This is a genomic window from Marinospirillum perlucidum (genome assembly GCF_003336805.1).
GTDB classification, from domain to species: Bacteria; Pseudomonadota; Gammaproteobacteria; order Pseudomonadales; family Halomonadaceae; genus Marinospirillum; species Marinospirillum perlucidum.
Window position 1 is genome coordinate 116,076 of sequence record NZ_QFWJ01000005.1, and the last position, 23,625, is coordinate 139,700.

Here is a 23,625-nt window from a genome sequence, read left to right on the forward strand (position 1 = left end):
CAACCAAGGCACCCCTTGGATCAGGGGTTTTATCACGGTTCTCCTTCATAGCTAGGCTTATTGCCTTGTAAAGGGAAAAAGTCTTTTACAAATAGGCCACCCAGGGTGGGTGGCCGGTAAGATGTTCAGGCAAGACTACTCCGTTTCGACCAGGTATTCATGGTGGCCGTCACCACCGTAGATGATCATGGGGAGAATAAATTTTGAGTATGCAGGAGATAAATACAAGAAATAGTCTTCGTCTAGGTTTTTCATTAGTTCTTTAAAAACATCAATATTGTTTAGTGTAATACTCCTCGAAGACATCCATTCACCCAAGGAAAGATCAACTGAAATTAATATATTGTTATCTAAATAAAAAGCATCATTGTCATGGGCTTGAGACCTAGACTCCTGATCAAATACTTTTTTCAGGTAAAAGTAATAATTTATTTTTTTGTTTCCTTCGCTGCTCCATTGCTGTAAAAATCTTAATGATAAATAACCATCGCCATCAATAGAGTCTTCTTCCAGATTACTGACGCTGTAATTATGAGATTCAACCAAAGGTTCAATTAATGGAGTAATAGATTGCTGAAGGGCATAGTTGACTTCATTGATGTCAACCTCACCGGACCTATTGAAAAGCCAATGACCAAACCCATAATCATCATCAAATGAATATTCATTCTCACCATCAGCTCCAGCCGCACCAAATAAGGCAAACTGACCGATTCCCATGCCTGTTACTGCCCCGACGATCGCACCGGTTACGGCACCTGCTCCGCGACTGGCGGTTTGCATTTCACGGGTCAATCCCTGTTCCATAGCTTCACGATCTTCTGCGTAGTCTTCAAACTCGTCACGGGTTAGATCACGGGCCATGTAAAACCCTTGCTCCTTGAGCAAACGCAACTCATCAGAACTATTTTCAGTAATCACAATTTCTTTTGAAGCACACCCTGTTAGAAGTATGCCAACGAACAAAATAGAGATCCCTTTCTTAAAAAAATCAATCCCAAACATACTCATGTGTCTCCCTTTTGTTACCAGTTATATCTCGAAACATTAATTTTTTATTCTTCATTGAGCAGGTGGTGGGTTTCAAAGCCCATAATCAGTGAACCCCAACGCTTGCCACCCACAAAGAGAGGAATGGAGAGGTCATTGAGAATCTCTCCGGTATCACGAATAAAGGTTTGCAAGAGGAAGGGGTTGTCGTGGGTACAACGCCTTTGCTCGGGGCGGGTATCAAAGAAGATGCGCCGATTGCGACTCTTGGCATTATCCACGGAAAAGTCGCCGGTGATGGGGTGGGAGACTTTTTTGTGGTGGACCGGCAGGTAGCCGTTGCTGTCCACTGCCACGGCATAGATAAATTCCGGATGCTCCTGGATAAACTGATCAAACAGTGGCTGCAGCCGGGGTTCCAGCTTTTGGGTATAGCTGGTCAGGTACTGGGCGGGTTGCTGATCAGGGTTCAGGCGCTGGTAGTTTTCATCAAAGAGGTTAACTCCCTCGGCATTAATGCTTTCCAGAACCTCTTGGGTTTCCCTGGCCCACTGGTAGCCCAGTTGGGTCATCTTTTCAAAGCCGCCAAAACCGATAATAAAACGTGACAGCAGCTCCTGAGTGCTTTCTGTGGCCAGTTCCAGCTCAAAGGAATACTCACGTGACTGATCCATGTCCTCACGCACGGCGACCGAGAGGTCAGTGATTTGGGTGACATGCCCGTGGGTTTCCTTGTTGGTGTAAGAAAGCTCATCAATGGCTGCTGAAATCGTGGTCAGTTGTTGGCTCATCTGTTCAAAACCGGCCACCAGGCTGATGAACTGGTCATTGGTCTTGCCCATGAAGCCTTCGGTTTCCTCAACATTACTGCGAATGCTATCAGCGCCGGATTCAGTGGCCGCGACCAGTTGTGTCATCTGGGTAATATTGCTGTGTATCTGCTGGGTCGCCTCACTGACTTTCTGGGCCAGATTGCGTACCTCATCGGCCACCACGGCAAAGCCTCGCCCGGCATCACCGGCTCGGGCTGCCTCGATGGAGGCATTCAATGCCAGCAGGTTGGTCTGTTCGGAAAAATCTTCCACCAGATTAAGGATTTCGCGGATATTCTGAGAGTTCTGGCTCAGGGTGGAGACGGTCTCCTGAAAGCCCTTGACCAGTTGGTCGACATCCTTGATTTGCTTCAAAACACCCTCCAGTTCCTGGCTGGAGTGGTGGATATCACTCAGGCTGTGGCTGGTCTGCTCGCTGATATGTGTGGTGTTGGAAGCGATTTCTTCCACGGCCTGGGTGGCCTGGGCACTGGATTCCAGAATTTGTTGGGCCTGCTCTTCCTGGCGGGTCGAGGAATCACTGGCTTGGGTGACGATTTTTTGTAATCGGGCTGCGCTCAGGGCCACCTTGACGGAATGGTTGCGCGCCTGACTGATCATCTCTTTTAATTGGCCGGAGAATTCATTGTAACTCTGGGCCAGGACGGAGATTTCATCATAGGTATAGTCGGGCAGGGTGGCGGAAATATCCCCGTTCTTTTCCTTGATGGCTTGCAGAACCTGGGTGATTTCCCGAATCGGCTTGAGAAAGAGCGCACGCATGAAAAAGATGGTGAAAATGCCCAGGAACAGAGCAAAGATACTGCTCAGTCCCAGCAGCCACCAGAAGCTATCCAGCGTGGCTTGAAGATTTTCCTGGGGCGCACCCTGAGCAAGATCATCCTGAATTTGCTGAAGATAAATAGCGGCAAGGCTGACCAGAACGGCATTGGGAAGCAGCAGGACGACAACATTGCCAACAATTTTACGGGTCAGGGTGTACCAGAAGGTTTTTTCAATGCTTCGGTAGAGGCTCATGGTCTTTATAACTCTTATTGTTGTGAGGATGACCCAGCCACTTAATATGCCATTTTTAATTGAATAGGGGTGTTGTTTCCGACTAAAGAATGAAGGAAACCTCTGATTAACTATTGCGCTTGATTATACTGCGTTGAAATTTCCCTCAAGATGCTCATTTACTCGCTGTAAACTCCGCTTTTTCGTTCAATTTCGCCTTGTCTGATCGGCGCTCATAACGTAAATAAGAGGCTCCGCAGCTTTGATGACGAAGCACAATAAAGCACGCAAAGACTGGCGGGACCAGTCTTAGCGTCGTTCAGGAGGGTGTTTTACTCTTCGCGGGTTTCCTGGGTAGCGACCTGGGGTGCTCCAGGCAGCAGCAGGTTAAGGGCAATACCTACGACTGCGGCCAGGCCCACCCCTTGGAGCATAAAGGCACCGTTACTGATCTGCATGCCGCCGATACCGAATACCAGGATCAGCGAAGCGATACAGAGATTGCGCGGGGCTGTCAGATCCAGTTGGGCGCGGGTCAGGGTATTCATCCCCACTACGGCAATGGAGCCAAACAGAAGCGTCATGATGCCGCCCATCACCGGGGAGGGGATGGTTTGCAGCAGGGCACCCAGTTTGCCGATGAAGCCCAGGCAGAGGGCAATAATGGCAGCCCAGACCATGATTTTGGGATTGAAACTGCGGGTCAGCATGACCGCGCCGGTCACTTCGGAATAGGTGGTGTTGGGTGGACCACCGAAGAAGGCAGCTACCGAGGTGGCCAGACCATCACCCAGCAGGGTACGGTGAACCCCGGGTTTTTTGATAAAGTTTTTACCCGCGATCTGGCCGATGGCGACCATGTCACCCAGGTGTTCGATTGCAGGAGCCAGGGCCACGGGCAGCATGAAGAGAATGGCCTGCCAGTGGAATTCAGGGAAAACAAAAGCGGGCAGCCCTACCCAGGAAGCTTCCTGAAGGGGGTCAAAGCTCACCATGCCCAGCATCAGGGCCAAAAGATAGCCGACCAGTACACCGCCCAAAATGGACACCAGGCGATAAAAGCCACGGCCAAAGACGGCCAGGATAAGCGTGGCCAAAAGGGCTGTCATGGAAACAGCCAGGGCCGGACCGGCAGCAAAGAGTTCCACGCTGCCATCTCCGCTTTTACCCAGTGCCATATTGACGGCCACAGGCGCCAGGGCCAGACCGATCACCATGATCACCGGCCCGACCACGATGGCTGGTAGTACTTTCTGCAAGGCGTTAACCCCGTAAAAGCGCACCAGAAGGCTGAGGAGTACATAACCGAAACCGGCGGCCATCAGCCCGGAAAGGGTGGCGGGTATTCCCCATTGCTGAACACTGACTTGAATGGGCGCAATAAAAGCAAAGGAACTGGCCAGAAATACGGGAACACTGACGCCGGTCGTCAGATGAAAGACCAGCGTCCCCAGGCCCGCAGTAAAGAGAGCCACGCTGGGGTCTAGCCCGGTAAGGATGGGAACCAGAACCAGAGCGCCGAAGGCGACAAACAGCATCTGGCTGCCGGAAAGAAAGGTCTTGAAATTAAGAAAACTGGTGTTTTCGGTAGACATGTTCGCTCCTGCGGTTAGCGGGTACCAAAGATTTTGTCGCCGGCATCACCCAGGCCGGGAAGAATATAGCCTTGCTCATTGAGTCGTTCATCCAGCGAGGCGGTGAAAATCTCGACATCCGGGTGAGCTTCCTGAACCCGCTTGACGCCTTCCGGTGCTGCCACCAGAACCAGGGCACGGATGCTGGTGCAGCCCTGTTTCTTGAGCATGTCCAGGGTGGCGACCATGGAGCCACCCGTAGCCAGCATGGGGTCGATGACCAGGCTGATGCGCTCTTCCAGATTACCGGCAAATTTTTCAAAGTAGGAAACGGGTTCCAGGGTTTCTTCATCCCGGTAAAGCCCCACCACACTGACCTTGGCGCTGGGGACCAGGCGTAGCACTCCATCCAGCATGCCGATACCGGCCCGCAGAATGGGAACGATGGTGACTTTCTTACCTTTCAGGCGCTGTACCTGGATGGCATCACTACTCCAGCTGGTGATGGTCTCCTCTTCCAGTTCCAGGTCACGGGTCGCTTCATAAGTCAGCAGGTTACCCAGTTCATTGGTTAATTCACGAAAACTTTTGGTACTGATGTGCTCGACACGCATCAGGCCGAGTTTATGTTGAACGAGGGGGTGGTTAATAACGTGCAGACTCATGGTGACCTCTTTGCGGATGACTTGGAAACCTCTGATTAACTATTGCGCTGCGACCCACATGGATGTGGGAAGTGCTGGAATTCATCAGGAATGAACTCAGCCTTAACCTGCACTCATTACGTTAATCAGAGGCATCCAGGAGACTAAAGTAGCAGACATTATCCCGTTTCATGCCCTGAAGAACAATGATTAAGGGGGTAAAAGGCTGGGATTCTCTTTCTTGGATGACGTTTATGGCAGTTATTGGCTGCAATAGGTGTCATAAATGGCAGTATGGCGTCTTGGTTTAAGCGTATAAATCAACATTTTGTCTTTTTAAAATATTGTTTTTAAAGTGTTTTTATTGGTTTTGAAGAAGGTGGCACCAGCCTTGCAGTAAAGGGAAAGACATTCATTGAGTCAGACCCCGGGAGGTCGCTATGAGCACTGAAGCCTATGAAACTCTGAATCCTGTCTTGTCCCTGCTACTCATGGTGCTGAGTCTGGCATTGGGGATTTTCCCAGCACTACTTCAAATCGGCCTTCTGGCGATTTGATGCCCTTCAGACCCTGATCGGTTGTCTGGCCGATCAGTTTGCCTGCCAGAGGATTTCTTCTGGCAGGCTTTTTTTTGTCAGGTGAATTGGGTTAAATGACCTTTTTATCAATCAGGATGGAAGGTCGGATGCAAGTAGCAGCCTGGACCCAGGTGGAAATGAATTCTTTGCTGGATGCTCTATCCGAGCCGGCAACGCTTTTATCCACCGATTACAGTATATTGGCTGCCAATCAGGCCTACCACCAAACCTATGGTGGGCAGCCTTCCATCCTCGGGCAAACCTGTTATCAGGTTTCCCATGGTTTTGATCAGCCCTGTGATCTGGCTGGTGAAGCCTGTCCCCTCAAGCGCTGCCTGGAAAAAGGGCAAAAGCAGCGGGTTTTGCATCTGCATCAGACACCTCGTGGTGAAGAGCATGTCGATGTCGAGATGAGCCCTATCTATAACCAGGACGGCGAGCTGGTTGCGTTTCTGGAAGTCCTGCACCTGGTCAAGGAAGCCCGTCCTCAGGCGGCGGCCGAAGGTTTGATTGGTCGTTCTCCGGCTTTTAACGAGATGCTGGCCCTTTTGCGTCGCGCGGCACCCAGTGAGATAGCCGTGCTCTTGCTGGGGGAAACCGGTACCGGCAAGGAGCTGGTGGCCCGCGCCCTGCATGATGCCAGTCCCCGGTCAGCCAAACCCTTTATTACTGTCGAGTGCTCCGGTCTGCCCGAAACCCTGTTTGAAAGCGAGCTTTTTGGTCATGAAAAGGGGGCCTTTACCGGCGCTACGGGACGTAAGCCGGGACTGGTAGAGGCCGCCCACGGTGGTACCCTCTTTCTGGATGAAATCGGGGAAATACCCTTATCCCAGCAAGTCAAACTGCTGCGTCTGATTGAAACCGGCCACTATCGCAGTGTGGGGGGCGTAGAGCCTCAGTATGCCAATTTCCGCCTGGTCTGCGCGACCCACCGTTCACTGGAAGAGAGGGTCAAGGAGGGGCTCTTCCGGGCTGATCTCTTCTATCGTATCTCGGCGTTTCCCATCCATCTGCCTTCCCTGGCTGAACGTCGGGAAGACTTGCCGTTGTTGGCCCAGGCTTTGCTAAAGCGGCTGCCCGGCGGAGAAGGGGTGAGTCTGGGGGCCTCGGCTTTGGCGGTTCTGCAGACTTATGCCTTTCCCGGTAACATCAGGGAATTACGTAACCTGCTGGAAAGGGGGATACTGCTGGCTGATGATGGCAGGATAGAAGCTGAACACCTTCCAGCTTTTTGTACTTCTGGCTTGGCTGAGGCCTCGCCCGTCCCTTCTGGGGATCAACTGCTGCCCCTGAAGGAAGTGGAAAATCTTTACCTGCGCCAGGTCTTGCAGACCTTCTCCGGTGACCGTCGGGAGTTGGCGGCTCACCTGGGGATTAGTGAAAGAAGCCTCTACCGAAAAATTCATTCACTCAAGTAACCATGCAAGCATGCATTAGCTTTAGCGCAAGGCCTAATTGCAAGCCACTGAAATTTTGATTAATGTGCTGTAAACGCTCGTTGGTGATGCTGGCTGATGGATAAACAAAGAAGGACATTCAATCAACTTCTGTTGGGGGCTGCCTGCCTGCCTCTTCTGCCCTCTCTGACAGGCTGCCAGACGGCTCCTCCGTTGCAGGTGGCGTCTCATGTTTGGCCCGGTTATGAGTTTCTTTTTTTAGCCCGCAATGAAGGTTGGCTGGATACCCGGCTGGTTCAGCTGGAGGAAACCCAGAGCGCTTCTGAAAGCCTGGAGGCCTTGCAGGAAAATCGCGTCCAGGCAGCCACCCTGACGCTGGACGAGTTACTGATGGGGCGCTCGCGTGGCCTGCCCCTGAAAGCTGTTTTGATTTTTGATGTCTCCGTGGGGGCTGACCAGGTCCTGGCCAAGCCGCATCTGCATCAATTGGAAGATCTGGCCGGTAAGCGTATCGGTGCCGAAACCTCGGCTCTGGGGAATCTGGTGCTGGATAAAACCCTGGAAGCCGCAGGCTTGAGGCGTGATCAGGTTGAAATCGTCGAGAATGCTGCTTCTGACCCCCGAGCCTGGGAGGCTGGTCAGTTGGATGCTCTGGTTACCTACGAGCCTCTGGCCAGCCGTTTGCGCAAGGAAGGCGCAAAAGTTCTTTTCAGTTCCCGGGCTTTTCCGGAAAGTATTTTTGATCTTCTTGCCGTCAGGTCAGATCTGGTGGATACCTACAGCGAAGGGCTGGTGCATCTTATGCAGAGCCATTTTCGTGGTCTGGAGGCTTTTCGGACCAACCCGGTGGATACCTCTTATCGTCTGGCCCGGCGTCTGGGGGTGAAGGGGCAGGAAGTAATAGAGCTCTATCGGGGCCTACAACTGCCCGATCTGTCAGCCAATCACACCTATCTGGCGGCACCGGCCGAGCGCATGACTCTGGCTGCCCAAGAGCTGCATCGCATCCTGCTGGCATCCGGTCAGGTGTCTCAGCCGATCAATCTGCAGGATCTCTTTTCCTCCCAGTATCTGCCCAGGATTGCCGTATGAATACCTCTCTGCGTGCTTTGGTTTGTTGCTTCTTGATCGGATTGCTCTGGAGTGGCAGTGGCTGGGCTCAGCACCAACTCGGGCACCCTCAGACACTGGTTCTGGGCGTGGCGGCCTTGCGTGACCAGGCACGGCTGGAAGAGCGTTTTCAACCCCTGGTGGCCTATCTTAATGAACAGCTGGAAGATCAGGCATTACAGCTGAAGGTGCTTTCACCCTCCGAGATCTGGCAGGCACTGCAGCGTCATGAGCTGGATTTTGTCGTCACTGATCCGGTTAATTTTATCGCCCTGAGTGAACACAATGCCATGTCTTCGCCCTTGGTGACCCTGGTCATGCAGGAAGCCGGTGAAGCGGTTGAAGCTCAGGGTGGGGTGATGCTTCAAGCTGCCGACCAAGAGCCTTTTACTGATCTTAAGGAACTCAAAGAGGCGACACTGGCGATTGCCGGGCGTAATTTTCTGGGGGGGTATCTGGCCCAGGCGAGAAGTCTTCAGGAAGCGGGTCTGGATGTTTCCGAACTCAACTGGCTGGATGTCGGGCCTTCCTACGAGGCGGTCGTGGAGGCGGTTTTAGCGGGCAGGGCCGATGTTGGTTTTATCCGCACAGGGGTCATGGAGCGGCTGGTAGACGAAGGCTGGGTGGAGGCTGAGCGCCTGCGAGTCGTCAATGCCCAGGATATGCCCGGCTTCCCCTATCAGGTATCGACCCGCCTTTATCCTCAGTGGCCGTTGGTCACCTTGCCGCAGGTTCGTGATGAGGTGGCGCGCAAGGTGGCTTCTGTGCTCCTGGCGCTGGATGCTGAAAATCCGGTCGTGCAACAGGCCGGTTTGGCCGGTTTTAATGTGCCTTCGGACTACTCGGTGATAGAGCGGGATATGCGGCGTTTGCAAATTCCGCCTTTTAATACCCCGCAGCAGGTTAGCTGGGTGGAAATCTGGTATAGCTACCAGTGGCAGATCCTGATACTGACTGCTTTTGTCGTTCTGGTTGTGGTCTTGCTGGTTTTTTCTCTGGTGCTCAATCGGCGTTTGGCCTTGTCGCGTGAACACCTGGAAAAAATTGCTCATTACGATCTCCTGACCGGCTTGCCCAATTACCATCTGCTCAGCCGCCGCCTTCAGGAAGCCACGCAGGTCGCTTGGGAGACGGGGCGCAGTCTTGCTGTTTGCTACATGGACCTGGATAACTTCAAGCAGTTGAACGACCACTATGGTCACGGCTTGGGTGATGAATTGCTGTTATCTCTGGCACAAAGGCTGCAGCAAGAAATTGATGCCAGTGAAACCCTGGCAAGGGTCTCCGGAGATGAATTTGCCCTGGTTCTGACGGATTTGCACCCTAGTGAAAGCGATGGCCGTATCAAACAGCTGATGCAGTCCTTGCATCAACCGCTGGTCCTGAGTAAAACCACCACCGAGGTATCCGCCAGTCTGGGGATCACTCTTTTTCCATTGGATCGTTCTGATCCGGATACACTGCTACGTCATGCCAGCGAGGCCATGTTCCGGGCCAAATCCCTGGGCAAGAATCGCTACTATTACTTTGATGCCGATCTGGACCGGGAACAGCAGGGCTTGAGGGACCGTTTGCAGCGCTTGCAGGAAGCGCTGGAGGCCGAGGAGTTTCTTCTTTACTACCAGCCCAAGGTGGATCTGCGTACCCAGGAGGTTTTGGGTGTTGAGGCCCTGATTCGCTGGCAGCATCCTGAAGAGGGATTACTGCCCCCCGGTGCCTTCCTGCCGGATATAGAGGCTAGTGAACTGGAAAATCCCCTGGGTAACTGGGTGATCAGCCAGGCCTTGTCGCAGCTAAATGCCTGGCACGAAGCAGGTCTTCAGATCAGGGTGAGTGTGAATATCAGTGCCAGTCATTTGTTAACAACGGGTTTTGCCACGCAATTAGAAGTGTTGCTGGCCGAGTACCCTGATCTGGATCCGGGTTATCTGGAAATTGAAGTGCTGGAAACAGCGGCCCTGGGGAGCCTGGATGAAGGACGCCAGATACTGGAGGCCTGTCACCGCTTGGGGGTCAAGATTTCCCTGGATGACTTTGGTACTGGGTATTCATCGCTGGCCTATTTCCGTAATTTACCGGTAGATATCCTTAAAATTGATCAAAGCTTTGTCCGCGACATGCTGGAAGATCGTGAAGACCGCAGCATCGTGGAAAGTGTGGTGCGTCTGGCTGCAGCCTTCAATCGTCAGGTGATTGCCGAAGGGGTCGAGACCCTGGAGCATGCCGAAGCCTTGCTGGAATTGGGTTGCTTTCAGGCCCAGGGCTATGGAATTGCCCGTCCTCTGCCGGCTGAGGAGATACTTGACTGGACCCGCAACTGGGAAGAGGAGCCTTCTTTCACCAGTTAACCGGGTGGTGATATCGCTGTCCAGCTTTGCAAATGTTTCAGAAAGTATCTCTAATGCGTTCGATGTAATTCAAAGTGCGCTTTTTGTTACCAAAATATAACCCGCCTCACCTAATCTCAAATCAGCAGGCCAGACCTGTTTCCAACCACTGATTTGAGGTGAGCCATGAACACGCGCATCAATCCTTGCAAACTTCTGTGGGCACCCTTTTGGCTAGTGCTGGCCAGTGTGCTCTTTTTCTCCGGGCAGCTGTTCGCGGCTCCCCAGTGTCAAACCCTCTTTGCAGGCCAAACCCTGGATGCCGGGGAAGTCTGTGTGGATAACACCGGTGAAGACTTGACGGTTACCTTCCAGACCAGTGGTGACTGGTTGCTGGAAGAAACCCATTTGTTTATCGGTTCCAGCCTGGACGAAATGCCCCGGACACGTTCCGGTAACCCCCAGGTGGGCCGTTTTCCCTTCCAGACCCAACTGGATGGGGTGACCTCCTACACCTACACCCTGCCTCTGGGTGATTATGGTGTCGCCGGGGATACCCTGGTTATTGCCGCTCATGCCGTGGTCTATCGCATGACTGCCGATGGCAGCGTGCAATCGGAAACCGGCTGGGCGGATGGTGATCGCATCCGTGAGAAGGGTAACTGGGCGACCTACTTTACCTATGTCATTCAGGATGGCGGAGTGGTGCTGGGTTGTGCTTCCAAGGAAACAGCTTTTGCCTATGGTGATCAGCCTCTGAATGAGCTGGGAACCGGTATCAACCGCTGGGGCTGGCAGATTACCCTGGATGCCGACTTTGGCTATTCAGGCACTCAGCCGATCTATGCCGGTGCCGGTTTGAATGACATCACCAAGGGTACGCTGGTGGGTGAATTGACCTATGACTACAACGGCAGCAATGTCTATGTCACCTTCAGTCTGCTGCCTGGTTTCAGCCTGACCGAAACCCACCTCTACCTGGATACCACCTATGTCACCACAGGGGCTCCCGGCCAGTTTGGTCATCTGCATGACAACCTGCCGGTGGGTACAACCTTTGATGACTACCTGATCCCGGTGGATATCCAGCCTGGTGAAAGTCTCTACCTGGTTGCCCACGCTACCGTGTGCATGGAATAAGTCTTGGATCTTGTCTGGGTTCTGCCTAGCTGGCGGGGCCCAGACTATAGCCGACCCCCCGATGATTACTGATCCATTGCTGATCCCCGGCCTGCGCCAGTTTTTTGCGTAGGTGGGCGATATAAACCTTGATGCAATTTTCTTGCAAATCTCCGTCCTGCCCGCGCAAATGATCCACCAGTTGGCTTTTAGTGAAGACCTGTCGCGGATGACGCATCAATAACTCCAGCAATTGGAATTCAGTAGGGGTGAGTCTCAAGGGCTGATCCTTCCAGCTGACTTCATGACTGAAGGGGTCCAGTTGTAACCCTTGCCAGTTGAGTTGCTGCTGATAGGGGTGGGTGGCCCGGCGCAGCAAAGCTCGGGTGCGGGCTTGTAACTCCAGGGGGTGAAAGGGTTGGATGAGTATTTCGTCGGCTCCGGCATCCAGCCAGTGAATCCGGGATTTCAGCTGGCTATCCACCAGAAGCATCAGTAAAAGGTTAGGATGAACACGGCGTAAATAGCTGGGCGTGTAGCCAGCTTCGGCGAGGGATTGCTCCAGGATGATCAGGTCGGGAGCCGAATTGGTTAACTCCCCAGACAGTTTTTGGGTCTGATCAAGAAGGCGTAAGTGATAGTGGCCATCCAGGCAGGACTGCATCATTTTCAGCAGTGCTTGATCCTGACTTACCAGCAAGATTTGCATGCTGGCACCCCGCAAGGCTAGTTAAGATAAAAGTAATATATTTGTTTTTGCGCGGGGATGCCAGTTTTTATCTTCAGGCCAGAGCCAGACCGGGTGTCTTTTCCTGAAAGGACCAGTTGAGGCGCTGAGGTTGTTCCTGTTGCTCCACAAACAATTGGCCATTCATGGGCAGAGCATAGCAGGTCTCTCCCCTTTGCGGCTGCCAGGCATTGTATTCAGCATGGCTGATGGCAGCTTCCCACAAATCATCCGCTTCCCAACCCTGGGGTTCCAGCTCCAGCCGAACCTCAGCGCCAATCAGGTTAACGGCCTTGATGGTCAGGGGAAGATGGGCGCGGGCATCGGGCTCGCGGGCCAGAGTGATTTCATGTGAACGCAGGTAAAGCTGACCGGGTGTTACTTGACTGCCATGCGGAAAGGCAACCCAAGCCTGATTTTGCTGCAAACGCTGACCTTGAACTTCACCCTGGAACACATTGACCTGCCCCAGAAAATCATAGACAAAGCGATTGGCCGGTTGGTGGTAGAGGTCTTCGGGGGTGGCCTGCTGCTCGATTTGCCCCTGGCTCATGACCACGACACGATCCGAGACTTCCAGCGCTTCTTCCTGGTCATGGGTAACAAAGACGCTGGTAAAGCCCAGTTCGTCATGCAGATCGCGCAGCCAGCGGCGTAGCTCCTTACGAACTCGCGCATCCAGCGCACCAAAGGGCTCATCCAGCAAGAGAACACGGGGCTGCATGGCCAGTGCCCGGGCCAGGGCCACACGCTGTTTCTGGCCACCGGACAGCTGAGCGGGATAGCGATCACCCAGGTGCCCCAGTTCGATTTTATCGAGAAGTTCGGCGACTCGGGATTTGATTTCAGCCTTGCTGGGGCGTTGTGATTTGGGCAGCACCTCCAGACCGAAGGCAATGTTGTCAGCCACGGTCATATGCCGGAAAAGCGCATAGTTCTGGAAGACAAACCCCACGCGGCGGTCGCGAACGTGCAGCTGGGTCACCTCCTTGTTACTAAAGAAGATACGCCCGCTATCGGCTTGCTCCAATCCGGCCAGGATACGCAGCAGGGTGGTCTTACCGGAACCGGAGGGGCCCAAAAGACCAACCATTTCGCCTTCATGAATGGTGAGATCCAACGGCTTGATGGCCTGGAAGCGACCGAAGGTTTTACTGACTTCTTGGATCTTGATGCTCATTCTTTAACCTCAGTATTCGTTCTTTGTTCGCCGGGGCGAGCCTGCAGCCGGGCCTTAATGGGTGACTTTGTGCTGGCGCCATTCCAGCAGGGTTTTCAGCAGTAGGGTGATCAAGGCCATACCAGCCAATAAAGAAGCACTGGTGAAGGCACCCACCAGGTTGTAATCCTGATAAAGGAGTTCCACATGCAAGGGCAGGGTGTTGGTTTCGCCGCGAATGTTGCCGGAAACCACGGCCACAGCACCAAATTCACCCACAGCCCGGGCATTGGTCAGCACCACACCGTAAAGCAGGGCCCACTGGATATTGGGCAACGTAACCCGGCGGAACATCTGCCAGCCGTTGGCACCCAGCGTAATCGCAGCTTCTTCTTCGGAGGCACCCTGTTGCTGCATGAGAGGAATCAATTCGCGAGCGACAAAGGGGCAGGTGATGAAGACGGTCACCATAACAATGCCCGGCCAGGCAAACATCAGTTGAATGTCCTGATCCATCAGCCAGCTACCCAGCCAGCCATTGCTGCCATAGAGCAACAGGTATAAAAGACCGGCCACGACCGGGGAGACGGCAAAGGGGATATCGATCAGAGTGATCAGCAGCTTGCGACCGGGAAAGTCAAAGCGCGTGACCAGCCAGGCCAGAAAGGTGCCAAACACAAGATTCAGAGGCACTGTTAAACCGGCTACCAGAAGCGTCAGCCCGATGGCATGAAGCGTGTACTCGTCGGTCAGGTTATCCCAAAAGACACCTGCTCCGGCACTGAATGCCTGGGCAAAAATGGCCATCAGGGGAACCACCAGCAGCACCCCGATGGCTGCCACAGCCAGGGTAATCAGCAGGCGGCGTAGCCAGGGCTGATCGGCAATACGTTGCTGATGTTTCATAGTGTCCCCTTGAGGCGCTTCAGATAGCGAGCCTGCCAACTATTGACTAAAAACAGCAGGAGCAAAGAAACCAGCAGAACCACCGAGGCGATGGCACTCGCAGCGGCATAATCAAACTCTTGCAAACGCACAAAAATCATCAGGCTGGTGACTTCACTAACGTAGGGCATGTTACCGGCAATAAAAATGATGGCACCAAACTCGCCCAGACTACGAATAAAGGAGAGGGCTACCCCGGTAACCAGAGCGGGCCAGATTCCGGGAAAGACCACCCGGCGAAAAACCTGGAAATCACTGGCTCCCAGACTCAGTGCCGCTTCTTCATCACTGGTATTCATGTCTTCCATTACCGGCTGCACACTGCGCACCACAAACGGCAGACTGGTGAAAAGCATCGCCAGCATGATACCCAGGGGGGTGTAGGCCACTTCCAGCCCTAGTTGGGCCAGTTGTTTTCCATACCAGCCTTCAGCAGAAAACAGGGTGGCCAGAGTGATGCCCGCTACAGCGGTTGGCAGGGCAAAAGGCAGGTCGACCAGTGCATCAACCAGGCGTTTGCCGGGAAATTGATAACGCACCAGAACCCAGGCTAGCAGCAGCCCGATCACCCCGTTTGCCAGCGATGCCACCAGAGCGGTCAGCAGGGTTACGCGATAGGAGGCCAGAACACGCGGGTCAGTGATCACAAACCAGTATTCACCCCAGCTCATGCCCGAGGTCTGCATCAGCAGGCCCGTCAGGGGTAGCAAAAGCACAACACTGATAAATAGCAGGGAAATGCCCAGGCTCAAGGTAAAGCCCGGCAGAACACGTCTGCCGGTTACCTTGAAGGGGTTGGAAATCAGGTTGATGCCGGACATGGTCGTTCCTTAGCGGCGCTGAAGCTGATCCAGTTTGCCGCCACTGGCAAAGTGGGTCTCCATGGCGTTTTCCCAGCTTCCGGCAATCTCCTGGATACCCAACAGTTGCAGTTCGGGGAAGCGGTCGGAAAATTCAGCGCGGATTTCGTCGTCATAGACGCGATAGTTGAAGCCAGCCAGAAGGCGCTGGGCTTCTTTGCTGTAAAGATGTTCCAGATAGGCGTTGGCCAGCTCCAGATTGCCGTTACGCTCGGCGTAGTCTTCAACCACAGCGACCGGGAATTCAGCCAGGAAGCTGACCTCGGGAACGACGATTTCGAACTCACGATCCGGAAAGGCTGCAATAATGCCCTGGATTTCGGATTCAAACGTCAGCAGGGCGTCACCGATGTTACGCTCAACAAAGGAGTTGGTGGCACCACGACCGCCGGTATCAAAAACGGCGACACGGCCCAGCAGTGATTTCATGAAGGTGTCGATGGCATCCTGGTCCTCGCCCCAGGTTTGCTGGGCGTAACCCAGAGCAGCCAGATAGGTGTAGCGCGCATTACCCGAGGTTTTGGGGTTGGGCATGACCAGATCCACATCTTCACGAGTCAGGTCATCCCAGTTGCTGATACCCTTGGGGTTATCCTTGCGAACCAGGAAGGCCATGGTGGAATAGTAGGGCGAGCTGGCATTGGGGAAGCGACTTTGCCAGTCTTCTGGCAGCAGACCCCCGCGCTCATGCAGAATATTGACGTCTGTAACCTGGTTGTAGGTCACCACGTCAGCACGCAGGCCCTGGATGATGGCTTGAGCCTGGCGTGAAGAGCCTCCGTGAGACTGGCGAATTTCAACGGTTTCACCCGTGGTTTCCTGCCAGTGGTCAACGAACAGCTCGTTGTAGCTGGCAAAGAGTTCACGAGCGATGTCGTAGGAAGAATTCAACAGGTTGGTTTCGGCCAGTGCCTGGCCCGAGCCCAGAGTGATCGCCAGACCGGCAGCAGCCAGCGGGCGCCCCAGGGTTTTGCTGATAAAAGACATGATAATAATTCCTTGTGTTGCAGGTTTTAACTTGAGGCTAAGACTAAACTCTAATTTAGGTTATAACAACACGATCTCTTAGAATATTTTGTTAGATATAGCTAACCAAAAAAAAGGTATTTCATGCCGTTGACACCACTGCAACGCAGTTTTTTTGAAGCGCCCACCCTGGAGGTGGCTCAGGATTTGCTGGGCTGTCTGCTGGTCAGGCGTCTGGATTCGGGTGAGTTGTTGGTAGCGCGTATTGTGGATCTGGAGGCCTATATCGGCGAGGAGGACACAGCCTGTCATGCCTCCAGGGGGCGAACGCCCAGAACCGAGGTCATGTACGGGCCGGCTGGTCATGCCTATGTATATCTGATCTATGGCCTGCACGAGCTTTTGAATCTGGTTACCGAGCCTCAAGGCAGGCCCTGCGGCATCATGCTGCGGGGTCTTGAACCCTATGACAATGAAGCGGGTATGCGACGGCTGCGCCAGGCAAAAGGTCGCCAGTTGAGTAATGGCCCGGGCAAGTTGACCAAGGCCCTGGCGGTGACCCGTGAATTGAATGGACTGGACCTGACGTTGGGGCAAGACTTATGGGTTGCTGCACGGCCTCCCGGCGCGACTTTTCAAGTTGAACAGGGGCCCCGAATCGGTATCGATTATGCGGCAGAGAAGGACCGTCTGGCTCCCTGGCGTTTCTGGATTGCAGATAATCCCTGGGTCGGTCGTTAAAGTCTGATCCCTGCAGGGGTTAACCCCTTGTGACTACCTGTTTTAACAGGGTGCAGTGGAAAGCGGTCAGGATAAGGGGTATATTCTGGATCTGAATCGTCCCCCATAATCATGTAATGACATCAAAAATCGGAACGAACCATGATTGCTCTTATAGTTTCCAGCGTCATCGTTGTCCTGGCATTTGTGACTCTTTTTCTCGTGCATCACCACAAGGTCAAGGAAGAAAAAAGGGTTCAGATGGAGCGTCAAATCAAGGACTTGGAAAGTCAGGCCAAGCGTTACGAACCTCTGGTTACCCAGATACGTCCTCATCTCTTGCCGCACAGCTTGCGTGTGGGTCTGGCAGAACGCTGGATCAAATTACTGGAAAGCCGCCAGTTGGCCGGGGATAAAAGTCCCGAGTTTCAGGAAAAACTGGCCGAAGCCGAAGAAATTGTCCGCGAAGTCAAAGCTCAAACCAATCCGCCCGAACAGCCCATCGAAAATAACAAGAAAGGCCAGGAAGTTCTTAATCAGCTTAAAAACGTCCAGTACCTGATCATGAAGGATTACCGGGATGGCAAGTTGACCGAGGCCAAGGGCCAGCAGTTTCTCACCGATCTTCGCCACGCGGCGACCCAGGTTGTTATTGAAATGAATCGTGCCCAGGCTGAAGAACAGCTGAATAACAAGAAATACCGTGCAGCGATGATCTATTTCAATAACATCGTCAAGGAACTGAAGAAGTACAAGGGTACGGATCAAACCCGTTTTCGTGATGTTCTGCAGGAAACCAAGTCTGCAATCGAGAAAATCAAGCCACTGGCCCAGCAGGAACTGACATCCGGCCCCAATCAATTGGCCGCAGGCATGGAAGAAATGGAAGCTGAAGAAGGTTTTCAATCGGATGTGCAGCGTGCTGTCATGGCCAGCAAGGCCAAGGCCCGCAGCCGCTAGGTGAGTACCTTGTCAGCCGGCTACCGGATGCCAGCCGAAGGGGAGAGGCATCAACAAACCTGGATGCTCTGGCCGCAGAGACCGGATAACTGGCGGCTGGGAGGTAAACCCGCTCAAGCAGCCTTTGTTCAAGTGGCTCGGGCGATTGCCGAGTTTGAACCCGTTAGCGTTGGTGTTAACGCAGACCAGTATATTCAAGCCTGTCATCAGCTCCAACATGACAACATCCGGGTGCTGGAAATCTCCAGCGATGATGCCTGGGTCAGGGATACCGGCCCTACCTTTGTTTTTGATGCTAACCAGCAATTAACCGGAATTGACTGGCGTTTCAATGCCTGGGGCGGTTTGCAGGGTGGGCTCTATTTCCCCTGGCAGAGGGATGACGAAGTCGCTCGCAAACTGCTTCAGATTGAAGGCTGCCGCCGGGTTCGGGCAGACGATCTGGTGATGGAAGGGGGGGCTTTTCATGTCGATGGTGAAGGCACCCTGCTGACGACTGAAGAATGCCTGCTCAATCGCAATCGTAACCCTCATTTAAGCCGCGAACAGCTGGAAGAAAAGCTGGGTTATTACCTGGGTATCGAGCGGGTGATCTGGCTGCCTCAAGGTGTTTACGCCGACGAGACCGATGGTCACGTGGACAACTTCTGCTGTTTTGTCCGCCCCGGTGAAGTGCTTCTTGCCTGGTGTGATGATCCTGAAGATCCCAATTTTTCTCGCTGTCGTGCGGCTGAAGCAGTGCTGGAAAACAGCCGGGATGCGGCGGGGCGCTCGTTTGTGATTCATCGCCTCCCCTTGCCCGAGCCTCTTTATATGACGGCTGAGGAAGCGGCAGGTGTCGATTTTGCCGAAGGCAGTCAACCGCGTCAGGCCGGTGACCGTCTTGCAGGCAGCTATATTAATTTTCTGCTGGTTAACGGCGGGTTGATTCTACCGGGGTTTGCTTGCCCCCAGGATCAGGAGGCAGTGGCGATTCTTAGCGAGCTCTTTGCGGATCGCCGGGTGGTTCAGCTTCCCGGACGGGAAATCCTGCTGGGCGGCGGCAATATTCATTGCATCACCCAGCAGCAACCCTGGGTTAAGAACGGATAGAGCCGTCCTTGGTCAGCAGGCTGGTGTAGCGATCCGGCCGTCGATCCCGGAAGACGCCCCAGGAATGCCGAGTAAAGGCCAGTTCATCCAGATCCAGCTTGGCCACGAGCACGCCTTCTTCTTCACGATCCAGTTCACCCAGTTTGGCTCCCAAACCATCGGTAATAAACGAAGAGCCATAGAAGGTGATCTGCCAGTCATCCTCCTTTTCCACGCCGACCCGGTTGGAGACCACGATGGGGGTCAGGTTGGCTGCTGCCTGACCCTGCTGGGTTCTTTGCCAGTGATCACGGCTATCCAGGCTGGGATCATGGGGTTCACTACCTATGGCCGTAGGGAAGAAGATGACTTCCGCACCCTGGAGTGCCAGCGCTCGGGCTGTTTCGGGGAACCACTGATCCCAGCAGATACCAACACCTATGCGTGCGTAGCGGGTATCCCAGACCTGAAAGCCGGTGTCTCCCGGTGAAAAATAGAATTTTTCACTGTAACCCGGACCATCGGGAATGTGAGTCTTGCGATAGCGGTTGGGATGTAGGCTGCCATCGGCATCAATGACGACCACAGTGTTGTAGCGCACCTGCCCGGCCTGTTCATAAAAGCAAATAGGCAGGACCACCTGGAGTTCCGCTGCCACTTGGCGGAAGTGGGCAACGGCTGGATTGTCTTCCAGAGTCGTGGCCAGTTGCAGGTATTCGTACTTCTGCTTTTGGCAGAAATAGGGGGTTTCAAATAACTCCTGCAAGAGGATGATTTGCGCGCCCTGACTGGCTGCTTCCCGGACCAGGCTTTCCGCTTTGGCCAGATTGGCCTGACGATCCTCTGAACAGCTCATTTGAGTAGCGGCAAGGGTTACACTTCGAGCCATTAGTTTTCCTCATCCAGTTTGACATAACGCAGGCGGTTGGCATTACTGACCACGGTGACCGAGGACAGGGCCATGGCAGCTGCAGCATAGGCAGGACTCAGCAACCAGCCGGTTAGTGGAAAGAAAACCCCGGCTGCCAGAGGAATGCCCAGACTGTTGTAGATAAAAGCACCGAAGAGGTTTTGCCAGATATTGCGAACCGTCGCTCGTGAAATCAGCATGGCATCAGCAACGCCATGCAGCGAACCTCGCATCAGGGTCAAATCAGCACTTTCGATGGCAATATCGGTGCCCGTGCCTAGGGCAAAGCCAACCTGAGCCTGAGCCAGGGCCGGGGCATCATTGATACCATCACCCACCATGCCAACCCGGTGTCCGGCCTGTTGCAGTTCTCTGACCTTGTCGGCCTTTTGGTCGGGTTTGACCTCGGCAAAGACTTCTTCGATGCCGACCTGACGGGCAACCGCCTCGGCAGTGCGTCGGCTGTCACCGGTCAGCATGACCACCTGAAGTCCGGCTTTTTGCAGGCGTTGGATGGCTGCTGCAGAATCCTTCTTGATCGGATCGGCAATTCCTGCCAAGGCCACTAGCTGGCCATTAATGGCCAGATGAATGCAGGTTTGTCCCAGATCAGACATTTCGGCAGCCAGTTGTTCAGCCTCGTCATCGAGGGTGACTCCGGCTTCTTCCAGCAGTGAGCGGTTCCCCACCAGCCAGGTAGCTTCATCGACCTGGCCTTTAAGGCCCTGGCCGCTGATGATTTCCGGTGTTGCAGTTTTGGGCAGAGTGAGCTTCTTCTCTTTGGCTGCAGCCACAACGGCTGCGCCTAGTGGATGCTCAGAGGCTTGTTCCAGCGAGGCCAGACCGGCCAGCAATTCTTCCTCTGATAGTTTGTTATCGCCCAGGGTTTGCAGTTGAACCAGACGCGGCTTGCCTTCAGTAATGGTGCCGGTTTTATCGAGAATCACCGCGTCCAGACGCGAGGCTTCCTGAAGGGCATCGCCCTTGCGAATCAATACCCCCTTGCCTGCGGCTCGACCAACGCCGACCATGATCGACATGGGGGTAGCCAGACCCAGGGCGCAGGGGCAGGCAATCACCAGTACTGCCATGGCTGCGACCAGCATATAGGCGGATTGCGGTTCCGGTCCTACCAGCCACCAGACCAGCGCGGTCAGCAAGGCAATCAGGATCACAATGGGGACAAAAATGGAGCTGATCTTGTCAGCCAGGCGGCCTATGGCCGGCTTGGAGCCCTGGGCTGTTCTAACTTGTTTGATAATCTGCGCCAGGGCGGTGTCATCCCCGACCTTGCGCACACGCATCTTGATACTGCCGGTCTGGTTGACGGTACCAGCCGAGAGCCAGTCCTTTTTCTTTTTGCTGACCGGGTCGGGTTCGCCGGTGAGCATGGATTCATCCACGCGGGTTTCACCTTCGGCGACGATGCCATCCACCGGGATGCGCTCACCAGGGCGGACACGCAGTTGGTCACTGGGTTGAATGGAGGCCAGGCGCATCTCCTTTTCTTCGCCATCCGGTGTGATCAGGCGAGCGGTATCCGGCTGGAGTTGCATTAATTTGCGTATCGCCTGGGAAGCTTGACCTCTTGCACGGGTTTCCAGGGCTTGGCCCAGATTTACCAGACCGATAATAAAGACAGCGGCTTCATAGTAAACATGACGGCTTTCAGGAGGAACGATTTCCGGCCAGAGCACCATCAGGGTGGAATAGGTCCAGGCCGCGCCTGTGCCCAGGGCAATCAGACTGTCCATATTGGCCCGGCGGTTTTTCAGGGCAGTCCAGGCGCCGGTATAAAAGTGGCCCCCGGCATAAATCATGGTCGCCAGGGTTACCAGACCAATACCGCCCCAGAGCAGACGAGCCTCTTCCAGCATGGGTAGATGCCCGGTCAACATCAATAGCATCTGGGGTGCACCCACGGCCAGGGCCACCCAGGTCTTGATCCAGACTTTTTTCAGTTCTGCCGCTTCTTCAGCCTGGCGTTCATCTTCACCATAATCCGCCCCCATGGGGGTCGCACCATAGCCTGCATCCTTGACGGCCTTAACCAGCGTCTGGGGTGAAGCCTCACCTTCGATTTCAGCGCTGCGATCGGGGAGGTTGACTTTGACATCCTGAACCCCCTCAACACCCTGCAGGGCTTTTTCAACGCTGGCAACACAAGCACCACAGGTCATCCCTCTAAGAGCCAGGCGAGTTGGCTTTGACATGACATCTCCAAGTCTGGGTAACGGCAGGAAGGGGCAGTTTTCAGGCGGGGAAGGAAGAATCCGGGTGCCTGAAAACAGCCACAAAAACGAACTGGCAGCCGGTTTTATTCTTCGGCTTCAAAGCCCAGGTTTTCAATGATTTCGATGGCTTCATCGGCAGAGAGGGAGCCCGTGATGGTGGCTGCTTCCTGGCTGACATCCACGCTTTCCACCTGATCGTTTTGCATCAGGGCTTCTGTCACCTTGTTGACACAGCCGTTGCAGGTCAGGCCCATCAGTTTCAGTTCAATGCTTGGCATGCTTGTCTCCTTATTGATAAGTGTTGGGTTCGTGAAGGCTGCTGCCTCAGGCTTCGGCACCGTGAAGCGCCACTCTGTCCTGAGGATTATAAGGCAAATTGAGTAGAGTCATTTTCTGGCTCTGGTTGGCATCAGCAAAAAACGGGCCGCCGGTATCTATAGCCTTCTGGTTGATCACCACCAGGGCTTCCAGTTCACCCCTTCTGTCCGGAGCTGTCTGGATGATTTCTCCCTGGGCCTTACCCTCGGCATCATAAACCTTGGCTTCTTCAGGCTGCTCACTGGTCACCAGGTGAGCGCGGTAAAGCCGTTTTTTGACCTGGCCACGAAATTGGGCGCGGGCCACGATCTCCTGACCGATATAGCAGCCTTTCTTAAAGCTGACCGCCCCCAGGGCCTGGAAGTTCAACATCTGCGGCAGGTATTGGTCGGCCAGGCTGGCATCCACCTGGGCGCGACCGACCTGGATATCCAGTAGCTTCCAGCATTCCGGGGGGGCAGGCTGGGTGAGCTGTTTTAACTTGTCGGCAATGCCCTGGTAATCCGCGGCCTGGCGATTAAGCAGAACCAGTCCACGTGCCAGGGGGCCGGGAAGATGCAAGACGGCTCCGGCTTCACTGATGAACTGGTGGTAATCGGTTTTGGGCCAAGCCCCCATCAGGCTGGCCAGCAGAGCAGGGGTTTCCTTGCCGGATAGACCCAGAAGTTCATAGTTCTGCGTGGTTTCTTCTATATGTGTCCGGAAGAAGGGTTCGTATTTTTTCAGGTGCTGGGTCACTGCATCCAGATTGTCAGCGGGCAAAACCAGTGCCAGGTGGTCTTCGGCAAAGTAGAGGATTTCAAAGCTGCTGATGACGCGCCCTTTGAGGCTGCACAGCAGACCGGGCAGCGCCTGGTCTGGGGTTAGCAAACGTAAATCCGCAGTGATTTGCCCCTGTAACAACTTGTCCGGCTGGCCGCCTTTTAATTCCAGCACTGCCAGATCATCGAGAGGGGCACAAAATACATCAGACATTGGCAAATACCTTCATTTTATTGCATTGCAATAATGTGATTGATATGGATCAGTATTGCAAGAAGCAGGACTGCAAGTCTTTGTGCATAAACAAGTGCCCAGGGTGTCCTTGGAGGACTTGCAGCCAGTCAGGCTGGTTGCTCCAGCTATAGATGGGGATGGCAGTAGGCTTTCGCAAGTGGTGGTGCACTTGATGTTATGAAATATGTGCT

20 protein-coding genes are annotated in these 23,625 nt (G+C 54.0%); 7 read left to right on the forward strand and 13 right to left on the reverse strand.

Annotated features, from left to right (window positions below; translation table 11 throughout):
- Positions 1–135 precede the first annotated feature (135 nt).
- The 4 genes from DFK18_RS08640 to upp all read right to left on the reverse strand — a co-directional run bounded on the left by DFK18_RS08640 (position 136) and on the right by upp (position 5,058).
- Entirely contained in the window at positions 136–1,005 is an 870-nt protein-coding gene (locus tag DFK18_RS08640; protein WP_162299739.1) for a glycine zipper family protein, read from the reverse strand.
- Positions 1,006–1,055: 50 nt separating this feature from the next.
- On the reverse strand, positions 1,056–2,840 hold the full coding sequence (locus DFK18_RS08645) for a methyl-accepting chemotaxis protein (protein WP_114417862.1): 1,785 nt from the start codon (positions 2,838–2,840) through the stop codon (positions 1,056–1,058).
- Positions 2,841–3,151: 311 nt separating this feature from the next.
- A complete protein-coding gene (locus DFK18_RS08650) occupies positions 3,152–4,414 on the reverse strand; it encodes a uracil-xanthine permease family protein (protein ID WP_114417863.1) in 1,263 nt (420 codons plus the stop codon).
- A 14-nt stretch (positions 4,415–4,428) separates the two neighbouring features.
- Positions 4,429–5,058: a uracil phosphoribosyltransferase gene (gene upp / locus DFK18_RS08655; protein WP_114417864.1), complete on the reverse strand. Its 630-nt coding sequence runs from the start codon at positions 5,056–5,058 to the stop codon at positions 4,429–4,431.
- A 664-nt stretch (positions 5,059–5,722) separates the two neighbouring features.
- Between upp and DFK18_RS08660 the strand changes: the two genes are divergently transcribed.
- The 4 genes from DFK18_RS08660 (at position 5,723) to DFK18_RS08675 (ending at position 11,589) form a co-directional block, all read left to right on the forward strand.
- Positions 5,723–7,033: a sigma-54 interaction domain-containing protein gene (locus DFK18_RS08660; RefSeq protein WP_114417865.1), complete on the forward strand. Its 1,311-nt coding sequence runs from the start codon at positions 5,723–5,725 to the stop codon at positions 7,031–7,033.
- Between the two features lie 96 nt (positions 7,034–7,129).
- Entirely contained in the window at positions 7,130–8,104 is a 975-nt protein-coding gene (locus tag DFK18_RS08665) for an ABC transporter substrate-binding protein (protein ID WP_114417866.1), read from the forward strand.
- On the forward strand, positions 8,101–10,470 hold the full coding sequence (locus DFK18_RS08670) for an EAL domain-containing protein (protein ID WP_114417867.1): 2,370 nt from the start codon (positions 8,101–8,103) through the stop codon (positions 10,468–10,470). The genes DFK18_RS08665 and DFK18_RS08670 overlap by 4 nt, the downstream gene beginning before the upstream one ends.
- A gap of 165 nt (positions 10,471–10,635) precedes the next feature.
- Positions 10,636–11,589 carry a hypothetical protein gene (locus DFK18_RS08675; RefSeq protein WP_114417868.1) on the forward strand — a complete coding sequence of 318 codons (954 nt, stop codon included), beginning with the start codon at positions 10,636–10,638 and terminating at the stop codon, positions 11,587–11,589.
- A gap of 25 nt (positions 11,590–11,614) precedes the next feature.
- Here DFK18_RS08675 and DFK18_RS08680 read toward each other — a convergent pair whose 3' ends face one another.
- From DFK18_RS08680 to cysP, 5 genes are all read right to left on the reverse strand, one after another.
- Positions 11,615–12,277 carry a response regulator transcription factor gene (locus DFK18_RS08680; protein ID WP_114417869.1) on the reverse strand — a complete coding sequence of 221 codons (663 nt, stop codon included), beginning with the start codon at positions 12,275–12,277 and terminating at the stop codon, positions 11,615–11,617.
- Positions 12,278–12,350: 73 nt separating this feature from the next.
- Entirely contained in the window at positions 12,351–13,475 is a 1,125-nt protein-coding gene (locus DFK18_RS08685; protein ID WP_114417870.1) for a sulfate/molybdate ABC transporter ATP-binding protein, read from the reverse strand.
- Between the two features lie 54 nt (positions 13,476–13,529).
- Positions 13,530–14,360: a sulfate ABC transporter permease subunit CysW gene (cysW, locus tag DFK18_RS08690; protein ID WP_114417871.1), complete on the reverse strand. Its 831-nt coding sequence runs from the start codon at positions 14,358–14,360 to the stop codon at positions 13,530–13,532.
- On the reverse strand, positions 14,357–15,220 hold the full coding sequence (cysT, locus tag DFK18_RS08695; RefSeq protein WP_114417872.1) for a sulfate/thiosulfate ABC transporter permease CysT: 864 nt from the start codon (positions 15,218–15,220) through the stop codon (positions 14,357–14,359). Before cysT ends, cysW begins: the two co-directional genes overlap by 4 nt.
- A gap of 9 nt (positions 15,221–15,229) precedes the next feature.
- Entirely contained in the window at positions 15,230–16,246 is a 1,017-nt protein-coding gene (gene cysP / locus DFK18_RS08700; protein WP_114417873.1) for a thiosulfate ABC transporter substrate-binding protein CysP, read from the reverse strand.
- 123 nt (positions 16,247–16,369) lie between these two features.
- On the opposite strand from cysP, the gene DFK18_RS08705 reads away from it, so the two are divergent.
- The 3 genes from DFK18_RS08705 to aguA all read left to right on the forward strand — a co-directional run bounded on the left by DFK18_RS08705 (position 16,370) and on the right by aguA (position 18,997).
- Positions 16,370–16,966, forward strand: a complete 597-nt coding sequence (locus DFK18_RS08705) for a DNA-3-methyladenine glycosylase (protein ID WP_114417874.1) — start codon at positions 16,370–16,372, stop codon at positions 16,964–16,966.
- 141 nt (positions 16,967–17,107) lie between these two features.
- The gene (locus DFK18_RS08710; protein ID WP_114417875.1) at positions 17,108–17,905 is read left to right on the forward strand and encodes a hypothetical protein; all 798 of its coding nucleotides are present in this window, start codon (positions 17,108–17,110) and stop codon (positions 17,903–17,905) included.
- Positions 17,906–18,997 (forward strand): agmatine deiminase, encoded by a 1,092-nt coding sequence (gene aguA / locus DFK18_RS08715; protein WP_342769753.1) that lies wholly within the window; start codon positions 17,906–17,908, stop codon positions 18,995–18,997.
- Here aguA and aguB read toward each other — a convergent pair.
- The 4 genes from aguB to ygfZ form a co-directional block, all read right to left on the reverse strand.
- Positions 18,984–19,865, reverse strand: coding sequence for an N-carbamoylputrescine amidase (aguB, locus tag DFK18_RS08720; protein WP_114417876.1), 882 nt, complete (start codon positions 19,863–19,865; stop codon positions 18,984–18,986). The genes aguA and aguB overlap by 14 nt on opposite strands.
- A complete protein-coding gene (locus tag DFK18_RS08725; RefSeq protein ID WP_218563923.1) occupies positions 19,865–22,099 on the reverse strand; it encodes a heavy metal translocating P-type ATPase in 2,235 nt (744 codons plus the stop codon). The genes aguB and DFK18_RS08725 overlap by 1 nt, the downstream gene beginning before the upstream one ends.
- A 104-nt stretch (positions 22,100–22,203) precedes the next feature.
- Complete coding sequence (locus DFK18_RS14560) at positions 22,204–22,398, reverse strand: cation transporter (RefSeq protein WP_218563924.1); 195 nt, start codon at positions 22,396–22,398, stop codon at positions 22,204–22,206.
- A 46-nt stretch (positions 22,399–22,444) separates the two neighbouring features.
- Positions 22,445–23,413, reverse strand: a complete 969-nt coding sequence (ygfZ, locus tag DFK18_RS08730) for a CAF17-like 4Fe-4S cluster assembly/insertion protein YgfZ (RefSeq protein ID WP_114417877.1) — start codon at positions 23,411–23,413, stop codon at positions 22,445–22,447.
- Positions 23,414–23,625: the final 212 nt, after the last annotated feature.